At 59.9% G+C, this 17,728-nt stretch carries 13 protein-coding genes; all 13 read right to left on the bottom strand.

Annotation, left to right across the window (positions count from 1 at the left end; genetic code table 11):
- The coding region (locus LMG28727_RS34950; RefSeq protein ID WP_456238549.1) for an ESPR-type extended signal peptide-containing protein at positions 1-1,389 on the bottom strand (1,389 nt) is incomplete at its 3' end.
- A gap of 291 nt (positions 1,390-1,680) precedes the next feature.
- Entirely contained in the window at positions 1,681-2,145 is a 465-nt protein-coding gene (locus LMG28727_RS29630) for an EAL domain-containing protein (RefSeq protein WP_201645883.1), read from the bottom strand.
- A 183-nt stretch (positions 2,146-2,328) separates the two neighbouring features.
- Positions 2,329-3,048, bottom strand: coding sequence for a response regulator transcription factor (locus LMG28727_RS29625; RefSeq protein WP_201645882.1), 720 nt, complete (start codon positions 3,046-3,048; stop codon positions 2,329-2,331).
- 31 nt (positions 3,049-3,079) lie between these two features.
- Complete coding sequence (locus tag LMG28727_RS29620) at positions 3,080-3,844, bottom strand: EAL domain-containing protein (protein WP_201645881.1); 765 nt, start codon at positions 3,842-3,844, stop codon at positions 3,080-3,082.
- Between the two features lie 1,589 nt (positions 3,845-5,433).
- The gene (locus LMG28727_RS29615; RefSeq protein ID WP_201645880.1) at positions 5,434-6,213 is read right to left on the bottom strand and encodes a cyclase family protein; all 780 of its coding nucleotides are present in this window, start codon (positions 6,211-6,213) and stop codon (positions 5,434-5,436) included.
- Positions 6,214-6,271: 58 nt separating this feature from the next.
- The gene (locus LMG28727_RS29610; protein ID WP_201645879.1) at positions 6,272-7,915 is read right to left on the bottom strand and encodes an indolepyruvate oxidoreductase subunit beta family protein; all 1,644 of its coding nucleotides are present in this window, start codon (positions 7,913-7,915) and stop codon (positions 6,272-6,274) included.
- Positions 7,908-10,154 carry a thiamine pyrophosphate-dependent enzyme gene (locus LMG28727_RS29605; protein ID WP_201645878.1) on the bottom strand — a complete coding sequence of 749 codons (2,247 nt, stop codon included), beginning with the start codon at positions 10,152-10,154 and terminating at the stop codon, positions 7,908-7,910. The genes LMG28727_RS29610 and LMG28727_RS29605 overlap by 8 nt, the downstream gene beginning before the upstream one ends.
- A 108-nt stretch (positions 10,155-10,262) precedes the next feature.
- Positions 10,263-11,042: an HpcH/HpaI aldolase family protein gene (locus LMG28727_RS29600; RefSeq protein ID WP_201645877.1), complete on the bottom strand. Its 780-nt coding sequence runs from the start codon at positions 11,040-11,042 to the stop codon at positions 10,263-10,265.
- Positions 11,043-11,092: 50 nt separating this feature from the next.
- On the bottom strand, positions 11,093-11,794 hold the full coding sequence (locus tag LMG28727_RS29595; RefSeq protein WP_201645876.1) for a GntR family transcriptional regulator: 702 nt from the start codon (positions 11,792-11,794) through the stop codon (positions 11,093-11,095).
- A gap of 228 nt (positions 11,795-12,022) precedes the next feature.
- Entirely contained in the window at positions 12,023-13,447 is a 1,425-nt protein-coding gene (locus tag LMG28727_RS29590) for an amino acid permease (RefSeq protein ID WP_201645875.1), read from the bottom strand.
- A gap of 100 nt (positions 13,448-13,547) precedes the next feature.
- Complete coding sequence (locus LMG28727_RS29585) at positions 13,548-14,606, bottom strand: porin (RefSeq protein WP_236592466.1); 1,059 nt, start codon at positions 14,604-14,606, stop codon at positions 13,548-13,550.
- A gap of 105 nt (positions 14,607-14,711) precedes the next feature.
- The gene (locus LMG28727_RS29580) at positions 14,712-15,854 is read right to left on the bottom strand and encodes an aminotransferase class V-fold PLP-dependent enzyme (RefSeq protein WP_236592464.1); all 1,143 of its coding nucleotides are present in this window, start codon (positions 15,852-15,854) and stop codon (positions 14,712-14,714) included.
- 140 nt (positions 15,855-15,994) lie between these two features.
- Complete coding sequence (locus LMG28727_RS29575) at positions 15,995-17,197, bottom strand: pyridoxal phosphate-dependent aminotransferase (RefSeq protein WP_201645873.1); 1,203 nt, start codon at positions 17,195-17,197, stop codon at positions 15,995-15,997.
- Positions 17,198-17,728: the final 531 nt, after the last annotated feature.

The following is a 17,728-nucleotide window of genomic DNA, read 5'->3' as shown; positions in this document are numbered from 1 at the left end:
CGAAAGCGAACCCACTCCCGTCGACAACGATGTCACTGTGCTGTTAGTCGTGGCCAGGTTCGTCGACAGCGAGTCCACCGTGCTGTTGGTCGTAGCCAGACCTGTCGAAAGTGAACCCACTCCCGTCGACAGCGATGTCACTGTGCTGTTGGTCGTGGCCAGATTCGTCGACAGCGAGTCCACCGTGCTGTTGGTCGTAGCCAGACCTGTCGAAAGCGAACCCACTCCCGTCGACAACGATGTCACTGTGCTGTTAGTCGTGGCCAGGTTCGTCGACAGCGAGTCCACCGTGCTGTTGGTCGTAGCCAGACCTGTCGAAAGCGAACCCACTCCCGTCGACAAGCTCGAGATACTGCTGGCCGTAGTACTCATGCCGGTGCTCAACTGCGACACGGTGACCGCGTCTTGCGGCGCTGAGCCATCAGCCACGTTGGTGATCCGGCGCAACGCGGTAGAGTTGCCCACCGATACCTCGGAAAGCGGCGCCGTAGTGCCCGTCAGGTAGCCCGTGCCCGTCGGTGCAACTGCCCCGGTGGCGCTGCCCGCGCCAATCGCCACGCTGTTAGCGTAGCTGGCGCTGCTGCTCGCGCCGAACGCAATAGCGTTTGCGGCAGTGGAAGCGACCGAAGCGCTCGCGCCAAACGCAATAGCGCCTGTGGCAGCGGAAGCCGTTGTGCCAGCAGCGACTGAAGCGCTAGTACCGAACGCAATAGCGTTTGTATCATTGAGACCGGCCACAGCACTCTGCCCGATCGCGGTTGCTCCACTTCCCGATGACGTCGATGTGACTCCAATCGCAAGAGACGCACTTCCGCTGGCGGTGGCTCGACTCCCCACCGCGGTCGCAGTCACCCCGCTAGCCGAAGCCGATGACCCAGCCGCTAATGAGTTACCTCCTGTCGCGCTCGCCGATGATCCAAAAGCCGAGGAGCCGATTGCACCCGTAGCACTAGCGCTAGTGCCAACCGCGACTGCGGTGACTCCCCCCGCGTTCGCGAATGCACCAAAGGCCTCGGACGAGCCGACTCCGACGGTAGCATTCGCGCCAATTGCAGTTGAGTTAATCCCGATTGCCGAGGCCGATGACCCTATTGCAATAGCACCTGCACCAGAGGCGGAGCCAAGGGCAGTACGCGTTGCTCCTGCTCCTGCTGCCAAGGCCGCTGGTCCTATTGCAATACCAGCCACGTCGGAAGCGGTACCGCCATCCAGGGAACCAGGCGAGGCCTGCGCATACGCGGCATGACTATGCACTAAAGACGCGGCGGCCAGCGTGACAGCACCAAGCAGCTTCGCTTTCCCCGGTTTCCCTCGCGCGGAGGCCAGCTCCGATACGGCAACCCACGTGCCTAAGGCCTGGTTCCAAATCGATCGATACGCTCTGTTCATACTATCCAATCCAAGTTTTTTTATCTCGCCAATAAGCAACATTCGCTATCGAACGATTATTTGTATTTTCAATGTCAATCTAAATATCAGATAGTCATCCTTATAATTTGACAACCATCAATCCAGTGACAATCCCGACACCGCGTTTTTACCTAAATTATCTAAACAAAAATACCCAGATTCAGGACAGAATAAAGCGCGCACAAAAAATCGAATCGAAATGGCGACCCTGCGCACATTTCAATTTCAGTACCACGAATAAATGAACCCTCGCTATTTACTGCTGCGACCTCATGAAACCGAGACCGGACATCCGAGTTGCTGCAAGCGACGAGCGAATGCCCAAACCAGCGACATATCAACTGACGCAGCGTTTGAAATCACCACCACAAGTCGATGCGCAACGTTTGGCGTATCCGATAGAGAAACAAAAATAGCCTCCCACGACACATCGGCCACCGCACTAAATGCCGACACCTTCACTTCCACGACCAGTTCAGGCTGCTCACCGAGCAAAGTCACAACGCGCCGGAATACATGACGATCCAGCAATCGAATCAGCCCGCGTTCCTCCAGAGCGGGAACGAATTCTTCCGCTGACATCTCGCGCCCGTCAGCGCCTCGACATGCGACCAGACATTCGTGGTATCGGATCGCATTACGATTTAGCCATCGATATATGGGCCGGAGCGTGATCTCAATGTCATCTTTTATTAATGCGCCCCATACGAGATCACACACATCCAGGTTGTTCATTACAATCTGTGAAAATCAAGAGCAAAAGAACATCACAAAAGGCATTCCCTTTTTGCAACAAAAAATTGGAGAAATGCCTATATGCAACGGATAGTAGAAGACGATGCATCATGGCATTCTGAACATTTGTCACAGTAACCCTAATTCTCTTAAGCGTATTGCCGAGTCCCGAAAAAATGACGCTCATCCATCCACATCACCAACCACATCAGTCGCGACGACTTCGTCGAGCCTGTAACCACGGGTATAAACCGTAGACAGGCGCAGTCCGTTTTTCGGGTTGAGCTGAAGCTTTCCGCGAATCCGGTAGATGTGTGTGTCGATAGTCCTCGATGCGATCTCGTGTTCTCGCCCCCACGCGATTTTGGCCAACAAATCACGAGAGATAATTCGACCCAGGTTGCCGAAAAGGCAAGCGGCCAACTCAAACTCTCTCGCAGTCAAGCCGATATTTTTTCCACCAAACAATACGCTGCGCTCATTCAGATCCAGAACATAATCCGCAACTCGCAAGATACGTTGTGAAGCATCGTCCCGTTTGCTGCGGCGTAACAACGCATTGACCCTCGCAGACAGTTCGACCAGCCGAAACGGCTTTGCAACATAATCATCGGCACCCGCTTCGAGCGCCGTAACAATATCGACCTCGAGAAGCTTGCTAGTCAGAAAGAGAACCCCCGGACCACCTCCTAAATGAGCGCGTATCCAATGCAACACATCGAGTCCGCTCATTTTTGGCAGATTCCAATCAAGAATAATCAGATCTACCAGGTTTTCCGTCAGAAACTCAACAGCTTTTTCGCCATCCCCCACCCGGGAAATCTCGTGGCCTGATGACTGCAATGATTTATCCACGGCCGAAGAATGGGCCTCGTCATCTTCCACCAACAGAATTCGCGTCATCTCACCGCCACCGCCTCTCGCACGAACATGCCTAATGCCCTTCCCTAAAATAGGAATGCCTATTTTCTTGAATATATAAAGGAAGCGTTTTGCAAGACGGTCTACCAAAGTAGTAGCCCTGCACCCAATCAATGCCCGCGCGACGAACTAACGAGAGATCGCCCTCATTTTCGACTCCCTCGACGACAATGCAATCTGCGATCTTTAATGCCGACGCAAGAATGGAATCGAATCGGCACAACGCATCCGCATTGCGCCGAGCCCCATTAATGAATGAGGCATCAATTTTGACTATATCGACATGTTCCACGGCCGTTGCCGCCTGCGATGAATAGCCGGCGCCGAAATCATCCACCGCAACACGACATCCAACCTGCCGCAGGCTTCGCGCGAACGCCCACGCCCCCACTGGATCAACAGGAACGGTTTCCGTAATTTCCACAACAAGTCGATGAGCGATTTCCGGCCTGTCAGACAGCCAAAGAAACACAGAACCCCATAGATGATCGTCAACCGCACTCAACGCTGAGACATTTACACCCAACGTAATGTGGGGATGTTCGCCGAGTAAAGCCACGGCGTGCCGAAATACATGAAGATCAAAAAGGCGAACTTCCCCGCTCCTTTCCAGATCTGGAATAAATTCAGCTGGCGGCACCACACGATAATTTTCATCCCTACACCTGACCAGACACTCGTGATACAGAATGACGCTACGATCGCCTGAATGGCATATCGGCTGAAATGCGAATCCGACTCTGTCCTCCCTTATGGCACCCCATACAAGCTCAGACATACTCCAACCTTTCGCGACAAATTGCGGCAATTAGCACCCCTGCGGTCCACTGGAGTAGACGATTTCATCTATTTTCATGAGGATCATAAACGGCCACGATTAGACGATTCTGAACCTTTGAAACCGCTCTCCCATGTTTCACGCGATCGGAAGTCGAAGGCCACACGGAGCACTCAGCGCCGGCGAGTTGACGTATTCAGGTACTCATTGAGATTCCCGCCCGGACACAAGCCATATCGAAGGCCGAGTGGAAGCTGACCGTCAGGGTTTATTGATCGGGAACGCAAAAACTCATCCCGTATTTATCCGCCTCGGCTTTCGGAAACTCGCAATTCGAATCTCGACCGGCTTGTGATACGCGGATCAAAAACTTAAACGCGCAGGCGGCTCCCGCCACTAAATTGCGTGTGCGTTCACGACGCGACAGCAAACCCGGATGAAATTGCCCTGCCACCTGCTCACCAGAAGTGAGAACTAACGCCCCCGAAAATCTCGCCGTACCCGAGTGTGCCTTTTGCTAGATGGCGACAGATTTCTGTTGTTCGCACCAGAAATTCATGAAGCTGAGTCGTACAACTTAATAGATTCACGCAAGAGAAGCACTCATCTGCACCTCACTACAGTCTTTCAAATTCGATGCCGCGTCACGCGCAAAGACGGTCTAACGATCCGAGTTCGGCATGATAGTTGTTTTGAGATGGAAGGAAAATGATAAGAATTCCGAGCGCGCTATAAGCAAAACTTATTGCTCAAACGTCGATCAGGAAGTTGCACGCCGCCCGAGCGCTAACGCCCGGACTACCGCTCATAGTCGGGAGCGCAAGAGATCGCAAAATCGCGGACCGCTTTGCAGCGCTATCCAAAGTATGGAAAATCCAAAGAGAGAGTCTCTCGAATTTTTACCTGTACAAGGTTGCAGCGGTTGACTTGAATACCCGCAAATTACTTCAATGAAAGTAAGTCGCTCTATTGGGTATTTTTTAGAAAAATCAGAAAATACTTTTCAAGAAATAACGCAAGCTGGTTAGCTTTTCAAATGGAAGCCCGGCTCTGAACGTACGCTCGGGAAGAACGTCTGAGCGTCCAACGTGAGCCGGAGTGATAAAACAGCGCTTCGAACTCGGCTGGGCTCGACAGCGTATTCGAAGTACCAGCCTTACCACGCAGGATCACGAGTCGCACATCGCGCGTGTCCAGTGCATTGATAGTCGAGAACACGTCAAGGGTGCGGCGGCCGCAATGCGCGTGTGCCTGAGCGGAATCATTGCAACAGGCCTTTCGGCATGACGCTCTTGCCGCGCAATAAAAGCCCTGCGCCGCTCGATGTACCGCTCCTGCCCGTCGCGCACCTGGTATGCCCAGGCGTCGAACCGGGAGCGGTTGCTGTGCCTATGCAGGCTGCGTATCGAGCGCTTCTCGCTGTGGCGTTTCTTCTGATATCTCCGCCCGACGGGATCGGCGGGATCGGCGATATCTCTCGGCGCATGGTTTTTCTGCGAGATCGCGAGCCAGGTAGAGTGGATGCACTCCACCTCACACACCAGCCAACCACCGCCGAACTAAAGCACGTTCCGCAAAACCCACAACCGTCAACGCTCAACCAGAGCCAGCACCCGGCACGGGCTGCCCGACCCACCCACTATTTTCAGCGGCGGCGTGATCAGCATCGCGCCGGTTGCGGGCAGACGATCGAGGTTGACGAGGCTCGCCAGACCAAACTTGTTATTCCCATGCATGGTCGAGTGACACGGGAACGGTCGTGAAAATGCATGAGCCTGGCCGGCATCGGTGCCGACGCCTTCCGATCCCCAACCGATCACGTCGCGCTCCTGCGCGAGAAACGCCGGCAGATCCGGATGCGGCCCCGGCGTGTGACTGCCGTCCTCGCGCGCATTCATGAAGGCGGCGGGGTCGGTGCGCAACGACCAGTCGGTACGCATCAGCACCCACGCACCGGCGGGTATCCGCCCATACGTCGATTCCCACGCCTGAACGTCCGCGATCGTCAGCAGATAATCGTCATTCGCTTTCACCTGTTCCGAGACGTCGATCACGCACGCCGGTGCAATGAAGTTGCGCACCGCAATGGCATCGGTCGTGTTGTCCGGAAAGTCCTTTCCAGTAACCCAGTGCACGGGCGCATCGAAATGCGTGCCGGTGTGCTCGCCACAGGAAAAGTTGTTCCAGTACCAACCCGGTCCGCGTTCGTCATAGTTCGAGATTTCTTCGAGACGAAACGGCGCGCTCTGCCCATACTGCGGCGGCAACGAAATAATCGGCGTGCGGTGTTGCAGCGTCTGGCTGAGGTCAATGACTTCGACAGTGCCCTGACCTAATGCGCTCGCCAGTTGCTGAAGAACAGTCGACATGAAGTGTCTCCGATTGGGTTGTCCGGCTTTGAATGAAGGAAGCTTGTGTACCGCGCTGCTAACGGGTGGTGGACGCCATCAGCAGATCGCTCGCGCGACTCTCCGTGTCGGCTGCGTGCCGCACATTCGCCAGATCGTTCTTTTGCAGAGCGTCCAGCAATGCATCGAGTTTTTCGCCAGCCTCGTCGGCTAACGCGGCTTCGCAGAGAGTGCGCAATCGGGCTGCCGGCGTCGCGGTCCTCGCGATGGCGGGCAACACGGCAACCAGCTTGCGGTAATTGCGCATGCCACGCGCGTGCGTGTCGCCGTAGCCTTTGACGAGCCGCTGGCTGCGTGCGATTTCGAGCGCGAGCGCGTAGTCGGTGGCAGCAAAGCCCTGCACTCGCGCGAGCCATGCATCGATCTCGGCGTGCTCGTTGGCAAAGCGCAGTGAACGCCGTCTGATCGTGCGCAGCGAGGCGACGCCATATAACATCAGGAAGCCTCGCAGCGACGTCGTCCTGACGACGCGGCCACGCGACGTCATCCGCTTCACGAGGTTGTGCAACATGCCCGGCCGCAGTAGCCAGCGGCCGAGCGCCGCCGGCAACGTATCGGCGATTTCATCGACACGCGGATGCAGGAATTCGTTGATGTGAACGACCTGCTCCGGCTGAGCCTTCACTTCGTCGCGTACCCGGGTGAAACGGGTCGCGCGAATCTTCAGTTCGGCCACTCGCACGGTGTCTTCATAGGACATCCACAGCGCCAGATGGCGGGCCGTTTCGGACAGCAGCGTGTCGGCGTCGGACGGCTGATCCTGAGTGCCGTCGACAGCGAGCAGCGGCTTCAGTTTGTCGAGATAACTGTGAGCGTAACGGGCATCCTGATAGTCGGCGAGACGGCGCACCGCCCGGCTCAGAACGTCCGTCACGTAGCGGGGAAATTCGCCTGCGATACGGCGTTCGAGCGCAACGATGTCAGGGTTCGCTGCAGCATCGGGAGCGGGCGGCAACGCGCCGGGCTTCGCCCCCGCCGCGCCGTTTCGCTGCGTGCTTTCTTCAGCACCGCCGTCGTTCCGGTACGACGCCCGCGCGGTTTCGACGCCCGCCGCGAACGCTTTGAGGCTGCTGTCGACGCCCACCCCGGCACGCCGGATCGCCGCCTCGAATTGCTCGCGCGAAAACGGCAGCACCTCTGAGCCGGCCAGCGCGCCCAGCAACGCGGCGCTGATCACGCTGCCGTTCTGTTCGGCGATCTGCGCGAAATCGGCCCGTACGAAATGCTTCGCGGCCCCCTCCGCCTGTTTGATGAATGGCTTCGGATCGACGCGCCCGTCGCTCATCGAGGTCTTCTCGGTCATCGAGTACACGCGGTGCGTCGACGCGATCAGCGTAGTGCGGTCCGACGTGACGAGTCCGCGCTGCACCGCGCGACCCATTTCCATCAACTCGGACGCGATCACGACGTCGACGTCGCCGGGCATCGGCACCAGAGAGAGAACCGGTTCGTGCACGTGGTCGTGGATATCGACCGCGTGCGGGTAGAACTCGACGTAGTAGATCGTCGCCCCTGTGCGTTGCGCGACGCCGGGCACCGATGTGGTCTGTGCCGGATAACCTTCGTGTTCGGCGAGATCGACGATCCAGTCCGCGAGCACACCGCCGCCCTCGCCGCCCATCGCCAGAATCGCGACGCTGACTGGCCGCATGGATTTAGACATAGCGAATCTCCCGTGACGCCACGCGTCGTTGCAACCAGCCGATCAGCGCATTGGCGAGCCGCGCCGACAGCCTGTCCCAGCGGGTCGGATTGGTGACGACTTCAGCCCGGTAAAACGACGGACACAGCACGGCGGCATGCGACACCTCTCCGCACAAGCCGCATCCCACGCAACTGTTCAGCACCGCCGCAATCGGCTCGCGGCGCATCGGGTCGGGGTTATCTGCGACCGTCAGCGATGGACAACCCGACAAGCGGATGCATGAGTGATCGCCGGTGCAGGTATCGGCATCGACGCCGAAGCGCTCGCGCACGACCCGCTTGCCTTCACTCGCCAGTTTCCTGACCAGCGGTTTGACACGGCGCTGGCGGTTCAGCATGCATTCGGACTGCGCGATGATGACCTTGGGACCCGTTTGCGGGGTCGTCAGTGCTTCGCGCAGCGTGTCGCGCATCTTCGCCACGTCATAGGTGCGGGTGAGTGTCTTCACCCATTTGACGCCGACTCCGCGCACCGCCGTCTCGATCGGATTGTTGGTCGCGCGAATCCGGTTCGGCGCGCGTGACGAAAGAATGTCCTGGCCGCCCGTCGCCGCCGAATAACCGTTGTCGACGATCACCAGCACGTTGTTGCTCTTGTTGAACACGGCATTGCCGACGCCGCTCGTCAGCCCGTTATGCCAGAAGCCGCCATCGCCCATCATGCTGATGGTGCGTTTCTGGGTCTCGCCCGTATTGAAGGCCGCGGCGCCTGCCCAGCCGAGCCCGTAGCCCATCGTCGTCGCGCCGATATTGAACGGCGGCAGGATCGAAAACAGGTGGCAGCCGATATCGCAACTGACGTGGTGCGGGCCGAGCTCCCGCTCCACCAGTTTCATTGCGGTGAAGATGGGCCGCTCCGGGCACCCGGTGCAGAACGATGGCGGGCGCGGGTGCAACTCGGGCGCTGGCAGTGGCTCCTTCGGTTCGGCAACGGCCGTCTGCGTGATGGACGTCCCGGTTGGCGGCTCGGTTGTTACGGCGTGCTGCGCATTGACCGGCACCGGCACGGGCCGCTGCGGTGCAATGGCGGCAAGCACGCCTTGCGGCAAGCCCTTGCGCCCACTCCAATCGGGCCAGTACTGCTCGAAGAACTTGAGCAGGCCTTTCATCAGCGCGACCGGCGTATATTCGCCGGCGCGCGGCAACAGGTCCTTGCCGTGCACGCGGGCATCGAGATCCGCCTGACGCAGAATCATGTTGACCGATTGCTCGACGAACTCCGGCTGCCCTTCCTCGATCATCAGCACCGCACGCTTGTTCTCGCAGAAACCGCGTACTTCGTCGTCGACCAGCGGATAGGCGACGTTCATCACGTAGACCGGCACATCCGTGTTTCCGTGGATGTCGGCGAGACCGAGCAGTTCGAGCGCACGCATCAACGTGTTGTACATGCCGCCTTGCGTGACGATGCCAACCTCTCCTTCGGCATTGCCAAAGAATTCATTCAGCTTCTCACGCTTGATGAAATCGATGGCCGCCGGCCAGCGGCGCTGGATCTTTTCCTCTTCATGAACGAAGCTGGCGGGCGGCAACACGATCCGGCTCACATCGCGCACCGGATTCTCAATCGCGTCCTTCAGCGTGAATGCCGGCCGTACGTTCGCTTTCGCAATGAAGCGGCCATGCACGTGACACGCGCGAATCCGCATCTGCAACATCACGGGCGTATTGCTCGCCTCGGACAGCTCGAAACTCTTCTCCACCGCGTGAACGATCGACGCGAGGTTGGGCCGTGGATCCAGTAGCCAGATCTGCGACTTCATCGCGAATGCATGGGAGCGCTCCTGCATGATGCTGGAACCTTCGCCATAGTCTTCGCCGACAATGATCAGCGCGCCGCCCGTCACGCCGCCCGATGCAAGATTGGCCAGCGCATCCGACGCCACGTTGGTGCCGACCGTCGCCTTGAACGTTACGGCGCCGCGCAACGGATAGTTGACGGAGGCCGCGAGCGTCGCGGCCGCCGTCGCCTCGCTGGCGCTGCTTTCGAAATGCACGCCGAGTTCTTCGAGAATGTCGTTCGCATCGGCAAGCACATCCATCAGGTGTGAAATCGGCGCGCCCTGATAGCCGGCAACATACGACACGCCCGACTGCAACAACGCCTTCGTCACACCAAGAATGCCTTCGCCGCGAAACTCCTCGCCCGCGGGCGTGCGCAGCTTTTCTACTTCAGCCTTGAACGAACGTTCAGCCATATCGATATTTCCTGAGTCGACGACCGTGCGAATGCCTGCAAAACGACAAGTCGTTTCGCAGCCTGTTCGCGGTCATAGGGGTCAAGCCGTGGGGAAAACTCGCGCGTGTCAGTCGCGCCGTTGCGTCGTACCGGTTTGCGCTTGCCTGTGTCGGGGATCGAGCATCGCTCGCGCGTCGGCGATACCGCCTTTGACGAGTCCAATGTCGTTGGCAACGACCGCCATCGCATAGCCGGCTTCGAAGCGCTGCGCGGCCTCGGCGGCACTGGAGGTAAAGATGCCGCACGGCAGGCCGGCTGCCTGCACGGCACGGCGCACCTGCTCGCAATCGTCGTCGAGCGTGCCCGGCTTCGTCGCGCCGCGTGACATCGCGAGATCGCCGGTGCCGATGAACACATAATCGACGCCCTTCGCCTCGGCAATCGCGCTGGCCTGTTCGACACCGGCCACCGTCTCGATCATCACGCCGACAGCCACTGTGTCATTCGCGGCCAACATCGCCTCGACCCCGCGCAGCAACGGACGCACGCCTCCCGCGGAGCGCAGACCTTGCGGCGGATAACGGCTGGCCGCGGCCGCGTCGGCGGCGGCGCTGCCACTTTCGATCAAAGGGATCAGCACCGAGTGCGCGCCGGCATCGAGCGCCTGGGCGATCGAGCTCGGCGAATCGTCGGCACAGCGGACGATCACGCGCGTGCTGTTGCGCGCGATGCCCACCGCGGCTTCGAGCGATAGCCGGTCCCACAAACCGTGCTGCATGTCGATCACGATCGCGCCGGGCCGTTGCTGCGCGGCAATCTCGGCGATCGCGGTGCTGCCGAGCGAAAGCCAGACCAGATCGAGCGGTTGCCTTTCACGCAGCATCGAAAGAATGGGGGTATCGTGCACTCGGTCTCCTGAATCAGCTTTTTTGTAGGGTGCGTGACGTCGATCTGCCGTCAGTCGCGGGCATCGCCGCCGTTGAGCAACGCAAAATACTGCTGCTCCGCGTTCAACATGAACTCCAGCATCGCCACCTTGATGAGCTTGGGATCGCGTTCGACAAACGCTTCCAGCAACGAACGCATGCCGTCGACCACGATCTTCTGCGTGTTGGGATTGGTCAGCGTGCCCAGCCGGATCTGCTGCGCGTGATCGACGAAGCGCATGATGGTCGAGCGCAAGCGGCTGTTCTGCACCGCCGCGAGCCAGGTTGAACGGAACTCGATATTGGCCGCGATCATCTGCTCGACATCGCGCTTTTCGTACGCCTTGCGCGCCTGCTGATAAGCCTTCTTCAGCTCACTTTCCTGCGCGCTGGTCAGCACCGCCGCGGCGCTTGCAGCAGCAGCGGGTTCGAGCAGACGGCGAATCTCGAAGATCTCGTGAATGTCTTCGGTCGTGATGGTGGGCACCACGAAGCCGCGCGTCGTGCCGATCAGATACCCTTCGTTCGCGAGTCGCAGCAGCGCCTGGCGAACCGGCATACGTGTGCAATCAAATTCCTCGGCGATTTCGTAGTCGAGCACGCGCTGGTCCGCGCCAATTTCACCGCGTTGCAACCGGCCTCGTACTTCCTGATAAATCGTTTCGGTGAGCGTGGTCGGTTTGAGCGTAGTTCGGCGCGGAAGCTTCACTACTTTGTCGTCGTTCTGTGCCACGGTAGCCCTCTCAATTTACGAATTCTGAATTCAGATTATTGGGAACGACTGCGATAGTCAAGCAGTACCTGCAGGGCCCGTCACACGCTTTCTGGCGCGAGTGCAGGCGAGCGTCGTCGCGGCACCCGGCGCCTCTGGCAACGCGCTCTGCGAGGACGCAGTCCGTGCTGATAGAAGCAACCGTTGCCGATGGTGTCACGACGACCCACGCCCGCAGAGCGGATCACATCATGCGCGTCCGGCAGACACGCCTGAGAGTGTCGTAAGCCGTTTGCGGAACACGAAGTAGACGATCGACACCAGCACCAGCCAGGGCACGCCGACAATCCACGAGATATTCCAGAAGCTCGTGTCGAGACCCATCGTAATCAGGATGGCGGCGAGCAGTACGATGCCGAGCATCTGCGCATAAGGGAAGAACGGCATGCGCACCGGCAGTTCGCGGCCACGCCATGCGCGCCGGAAACGGATATGGGTGACCAGAATCGCAATCCAGACCATGATCCCGCCGAACAGCGCGATACCGAACAGGTAGTTGTACGCGAGCGGACTCATGAACGAGATCAGCGCAGCCACCAGCACCCCGACGCCCGACACCAGCGTCGCCGCGAGAGGCGTGCCGCGCGCGGTCAGTTTGCCCAGCCAGCGAGGCGCGAAGCCGCCGCGTGCGAGTGAGAACATCATCCGCGACGACAGATAGAGGTTCGTATTCATGCTGGAAAGCGCGGCGGTCACCACGACGAAGTTCATCAGCCCGGCTGCATGACGCACACCCGCGTGTTCGAACAGCTTGACGAAGGGGCTCTGCTGCACGATCTTCGCGCCCGCCTCGGTCCACGGCAGATAGGTGATCATGATGCCGAGCGCGAGCAGATAGAACAGCGTCAGACGCAGCACCATCGAACGAAGTGCATGCGGGATGGCCTTCTGCGGATCGCGTGCTTCACCTGATGTCACGGCTACCACCTCGACGCCGTAGAAGGAGAAGATCGCCATCAGCACGCCCATCCATACACCGCCGAATCCGTGCGGCATGAAGCCGCCCGGCAGGCCCGTCAGATTGTGCAAACCAACCGGTTCCCCATGCGCCCCGCCCGCCATGCCGAAGCTGCCCAAGCCGAAGATTGCCGCGAGGCCAAACACGATGAACGCGACGATCGCGACGACCTTGATCAGCGCAAACCAGTATTCGAACGAGCCGAAGTTCGTCACCGAGCGGCAGTTGACGTAGACCAGCACCGCCCCGAACGCAAGCGACCACCACCAGACTGGCACCCCTGGGAACCAGAAGCCCATATAGATGCCGACCGCAATGGCCTCGCCGCCGACCGCCACGACTTCGATCACCCAATACGTGTAGCGCACGACGAAACCGGCCCACGAATTCAGGTACATCTCGGCATAAGTACCAAACGATCCCGCCGACGGATGCGCGACCGCCATCTCCGCGAGACTGAATACCATGATGACCGCAATCAGCGCGGCAATCGCGTAGCTGATCAGCACGGCCGGACCGGCATAGCCGATCGCGATGCCGCTACCCATGAACAGTCCGGTGCCGATGGCGCCGCCGATCCCGATCATGGTGATCTGGCGTTGGCTTAGCGCCTTCTCCAGACCGGCTTCGCGGCTTGTTGCGGGTGTAACTTCCATCTGAAGACTCCCTTGAACAGTATCGACACGCGTCATCGACGCGCGTCAGATTGTCTGGCGACAGATTGATGCGCCGGCTGCATTGCAGCCGTGCGCCTGATCAGAACGAATGGTGCAAACCGATCCCGCCTTCGAACTGGTTGTCCGCGCCGGGCAGTTCCACCAGCGCCGCCTCGCCGCTCACCTTGTTGTAGTCGGCGGTCGCGTACACGTACGTGCGCTTGGACAGGAAGTACTGCGCGAAAAACGCCAGCGTCTGACGATGACCGTCGTTGCCCGGCGTCGCGTACGCGTCGCGGATGTCGTCGTAGTAGTACGCGGCGGTCAGCGCGACATCGGGCCTCGCGTACCACACGCCGCCGGTGAAGAAGCCAAGGTCTTTACGACGCACCGACGAAGTGCCTTCGGTCACCGGCTGCACCGTCAGCCCTTCTTCGGCGAGACCGCTGCCGTCGTTGTTATAAGAAAGACCCGCGTAGAGCGTAGCGGTGCCGATCTGATAAGACGCCCCCAGCCCGGCGATATTCTGGGTCTTGTTATTGAGCGCATGGGTCTGGCTATATACACCGCCAATCGAGAACGGCCCGGTCGTATAGCTGAGCGCGACCGCGGCCTGCGAGCCCGCCGAAATACTGCCTGGCTGGCCGCCGAATCCGTAACTGGCGCCCAGATAGAGGCCGTGAAACGTGCCCTCGTACTTCACCATGCTGTCGTAGCGTGCATCCGACTGATAGAAGTACCAGGAGTTGTTGTAGTAGTTGCCCACCGTGAGCGGATCGTAATTGCCAAGCCCGGTGAAGAACAGCGTGTCCTGCCGCCCTACTGTCACCGTTCCCCATTTGCTTTGCAGGCCGACATAGGCATGACGGTTAAAGAGCGTGTTCGCCGAATCCATCGCGCCGCTGTTCGGTTGGAAGCCGCCTTCGAGATCGAAGATGGTGCTCAGACCTCCGCCCAGATCCTCGGTGCCCTTCAGGCCGAAACGGCTGGCGTTCACCGCGCCATCGGTCATCTGCACCACTGACCCATTGCTACTGTTTGCATGGTTCTGATACAGCACGCTCGTATCGACCACCCCGTAAAGCGTCACGCTCGATTGCGCGTAAACATGGCCGATCGAAAGCAGTCCCGGCACCATCACAGCGATTATTTTTTTCACAGCATCCTCAAATAAGAAAACACACTGCCGCGCCAACTCACCCGTAGCGCATGGTCACTGCTGGAGTCATCTGAAACAGCTCGTTGCCGGAACCGCTCGACGCAGCTAGCTGCCTGTGCGGTGCAACGCCGGCGCCAATCGGTCGAGTGCCGCGGCGCTCGTCAACGGCCCGGGCGAAAAGCGCAGCGTGCGTCCGCGTGAGTCGATCTCGAAGCCGCGCTCTCGCAGTCCGCCGACGACCGCGTCCGGCTCCTGGCCGATGGGCAATTGCGCCATCACGCTGCCGCCACGCTCGACGTCGGCACGCGGCGAGAGCAGCGCGAAGCCGAGTTCATCGACAATGTCGATCAGCCGCTGCGAGAGCGCCAGGTTATGCGCACGTACCGCGCCGTCGGGTTGCGCGAGCAACCATTCGATGCCGGGTGTCGACGCGACATAAGGCAGAAAAGACGGTGTGCCGTTATCGAAACGCCGGGCCTCGGGGGCGAGCGAAAAGCGCGTGATATCCCAGTTGAACGGGTCGGGCTGACTGAACCAGCCCTGGAACAACGGCGCAAGGTGTTCGTCGAGCAGGTGCGGCGCGATATACGCGAGCCCCGTGCCGGGTGCGCCGCACAGCCACTTCAGCGCCGTGCTGGCGACGAAGTCCACCTGCGGCGAGTTGACATCGAAATCGAGCACGCCCGCCGCCTGGGTGATGTCGACGGCAATCAGGCTGCCCTGGGCCCGGCCATGCGTGGCGAGCCGGGTGAGATCGGCACGCTTCGAGGTGGTCGAGGTCACCCAGGTGATGATCGCGAGCGCGACTTCTGCGTCCCAGCGAGTCACGTAGTCGTCGTCTTCGACATAGGAGGCGCCCGCACGCAGCGGCACCGTGACCAGGTCGAAGCCGATCCGCGCAGCGAGGCCGCTCAGCAGGAAGTGCAGGCTCGGAAAACAGTCGGCAGCGACCAGCACCTTTCTGCCGCGCAGCCGGCTCGGCCCGATCGCGGAAACAAAACGTCCGAACGCTTCGGTCACGTTTTCCGTCGCGAAGGTATGGGCCGCTTCGCAGCGAATCAGTCGCGACCAGAGCCCCAACATGTGATCGCGTGCGTGCAGCCCGTATTCCCAACGCGAGCCGTCACGCCGGCACCACTGCCGGGTGTAATCCGCCAGCGCGCCGCCGACGGCCTCTTCCTGGCCCGGGAACAGGCCCACCGAGTGGTACATCAACCAGCCTTCGTAGTTATCCTTAAGTTGAGTCATGTCTCTTTCCATTCGGTCGATGCCTGCCCGAGACCTCGACCTGTGATTGATTGCGCGCGCCACTCTCCGCGCCGGGCCCCTCTGGGATTCCGGCGTGGGATAAACGCGGTGTTAAAGGAAAAGCAGCGGGACAGCGTCGCCTAGCCGGAGCGCTCCGAAGGGCGCGCCACCGAGTTCACCAGCGGTGCGAGGCGATCCATCGCTTCGAGCAGACTGGCATCGCTGCGTGCATAGCAAAGCCGGATCTGCTGCGCGGCCTCGACACCGAACGCGATGCCGGGCGCAAGCCCGACCCCCGCTTCGAGTACCGCGCGCTTGCAGAAATCGAGTGTGTCGGTCACGCCGTCGATCTCGATCATCAGATAGAACGACGCGAGGTTCGGCACGACGCGCACACCCGGCATCCGCGCGAGACGATCAAGGACGATCTGCCGGCCACCACGGCAGCGCTCCACGAAAGATTTGACGAACGGCTCGCCGTCGTTGAGCGCGACCGCCGCCGCTTCCTGAAGAAATGCCTGGCCGCCGCTCGTGTTGAACTGGATCAACTTCTCGAAGGTGGCGGTCAGGCTTTCCGGAAAGATCATCCAGCCCATGCGCCAGCCGGTCATCGCCCATGCTTTCGAAAAACTGTTGACGACGAAGACGGGGTCATCCGGCGCGGCAATCTCGACCATCGACGGCGCAGACACGCGGTCATAAACAATGCGCTGGTAAACCTCGTCGGCGATGATCGAAATGCCCCGCTCACGCGCGAACTCCAGCAGTTGCTGCTGTTCGTCGCGCTCCATCATCCAGCCGGTCGGATTGCCGGGCGACGCAAAGTAGATGGCGCGGGTCCGCGAATCGCACAGCGCGAAAAGCTTCTGCAGATCGAGCGACCAGCCGCGTTCATCGTGAGCGAGCGGCATCTCGCGCACCTCGCCGCCGAGGATCGAAATGGCGCGCAGGATATTCGGCCACGACGGCGTCACACACACCACGTTGTCACCGCGTCCGACCAGCGCCTGCGTGACCAGCATCACGGCGTTCATGCCGGAAGACGTCGCGGAAATCCGCGCGTCGTCGATCGCGACATTGCACAGGCGCGCGTAGTAGTCGCGAATCGCAGCGCGCAACGGGGCGATGCCGCGATTCTGCGAGTAAAACGTTTTGCCCTGCGCGAGCGCCGCGCTCGCTACCTCGTTGATAAAGCCCGGCGTCGGCAGGTCACTCTCGCCGGCCCACAAACCGATCACATCCGGACGATCAATCCCGAGGCGCCACACCTCGATGATGGGTGAATCTTCTAGCGCAGAAATCGCCGGCTTCACGATGCGCGCGGCCTGTCCTGTTTCGTGCACGGGTTACCCTTTTCGATGATTTTGCGAGGGTCCGGCACAGACCTCCTGTGCCGGCATCACCTGAATTCAACATTCTGAATTCAGATTATTTGCCCATAATTTAGGTGTCAAGCTTTTTTGAGCTAAGGGTCTGTGCGGATGGCACGGCGCAAACGGAAGCCTGATCGGCGTGATGCCGTGATGAGCCGCGAGGCGCATGATGTTGTTTTTGGACGGCCGCGAAGCAGAAAAGCCCCGCTCTCTTTTCCAACAGATGCGAGGAGACGACTCGGCGAGCGGCGTTGCGAAACGGCTCGCCGGAAGACTGGTCTGAAGGCCCCCTGAAAGCCCGTGAAGGTCAGTTGAAACGGAACGCGTACGCTCGACGGAGCGCCCCAATGTCACGCGAAAAAGCATAATTTTTTGAATTCGATTATGGTTCGGTCCTCACGCTTACCGCCCTGGCGCGGGAGCCAACCGTATCCATCGAGCCGGTCCCCGATCACGCGCATAGCGGAGGCCGGTGGTACTGCGCTGATCGCGCGACATCGA

The organism is Paraburkholderia metrosideri (assembly GCF_904848625.1).
Taxonomy (GTDB): Bacteria; Pseudomonadota; Gammaproteobacteria; order Burkholderiales; family Burkholderiaceae; genus Paraburkholderia; species Paraburkholderia metrosideri.
The sequence above is the reverse complement of the archived record's forward strand: the minus strand, read 5'-3'. Positions and strand labels throughout refer to the sequence as shown.

Bases quoted from the DNA above. Each gene is read 5' to 3' on its own strand.
- LMG28727_RS29630 (WP_201645883.1), bottom strand. From the start codon at position 2,145: ATGAACAACCTGGATGTGTGTGATCTCGTATGGGGCGCATTAATAAAA.
- LMG28727_RS29625 (WP_201645882.1), bottom strand. From the start codon at position 3,048: ATGACGCGAATTCTGTTGGTGGAAGATGACGAGGCCCATTCTTCGGCC.
- LMG28727_RS29620 (WP_201645881.1), bottom strand. From the start codon at position 3,844: ATGTCTGAGCTTGTATGGGGTGCCATAAGGGAGGACAGAGTCGGATTC.
- LMG28727_RS29615 (WP_201645880.1), bottom strand. From the start codon at position 6,213: ATGTCGACTGTTCTTCAGCAACTGGCGAGCGCATTAGGTCAGGGCACT.
- LMG28727_RS29610 (WP_201645879.1), bottom strand. From the start codon at position 7,915: ATGTCTAAATCCATGCGGCCAGTCAGCGTCGCGATTCTGGCGATGGGC.
- LMG28727_RS29605 (WP_201645878.1), bottom strand. From the start codon at position 10,154: ATGGCTGAACGTTCGTTCAAGGCTGAAGTAGAAAAGCTGCGCACGCCC.
- LMG28727_RS29590 (WP_201645875.1), bottom strand. From the start codon at position 13,447: ATGGAAGTTACACCCGCAACAAGCCGCGAAGCCGGTCTGGAGAAGGCG.
- LMG28727_RS29580 (WP_236592464.1), bottom strand. From the start codon at position 15,854: ATGACTCAACTTAAGGATAACTACGAAGGCTGGTTGATGTACCACTCG.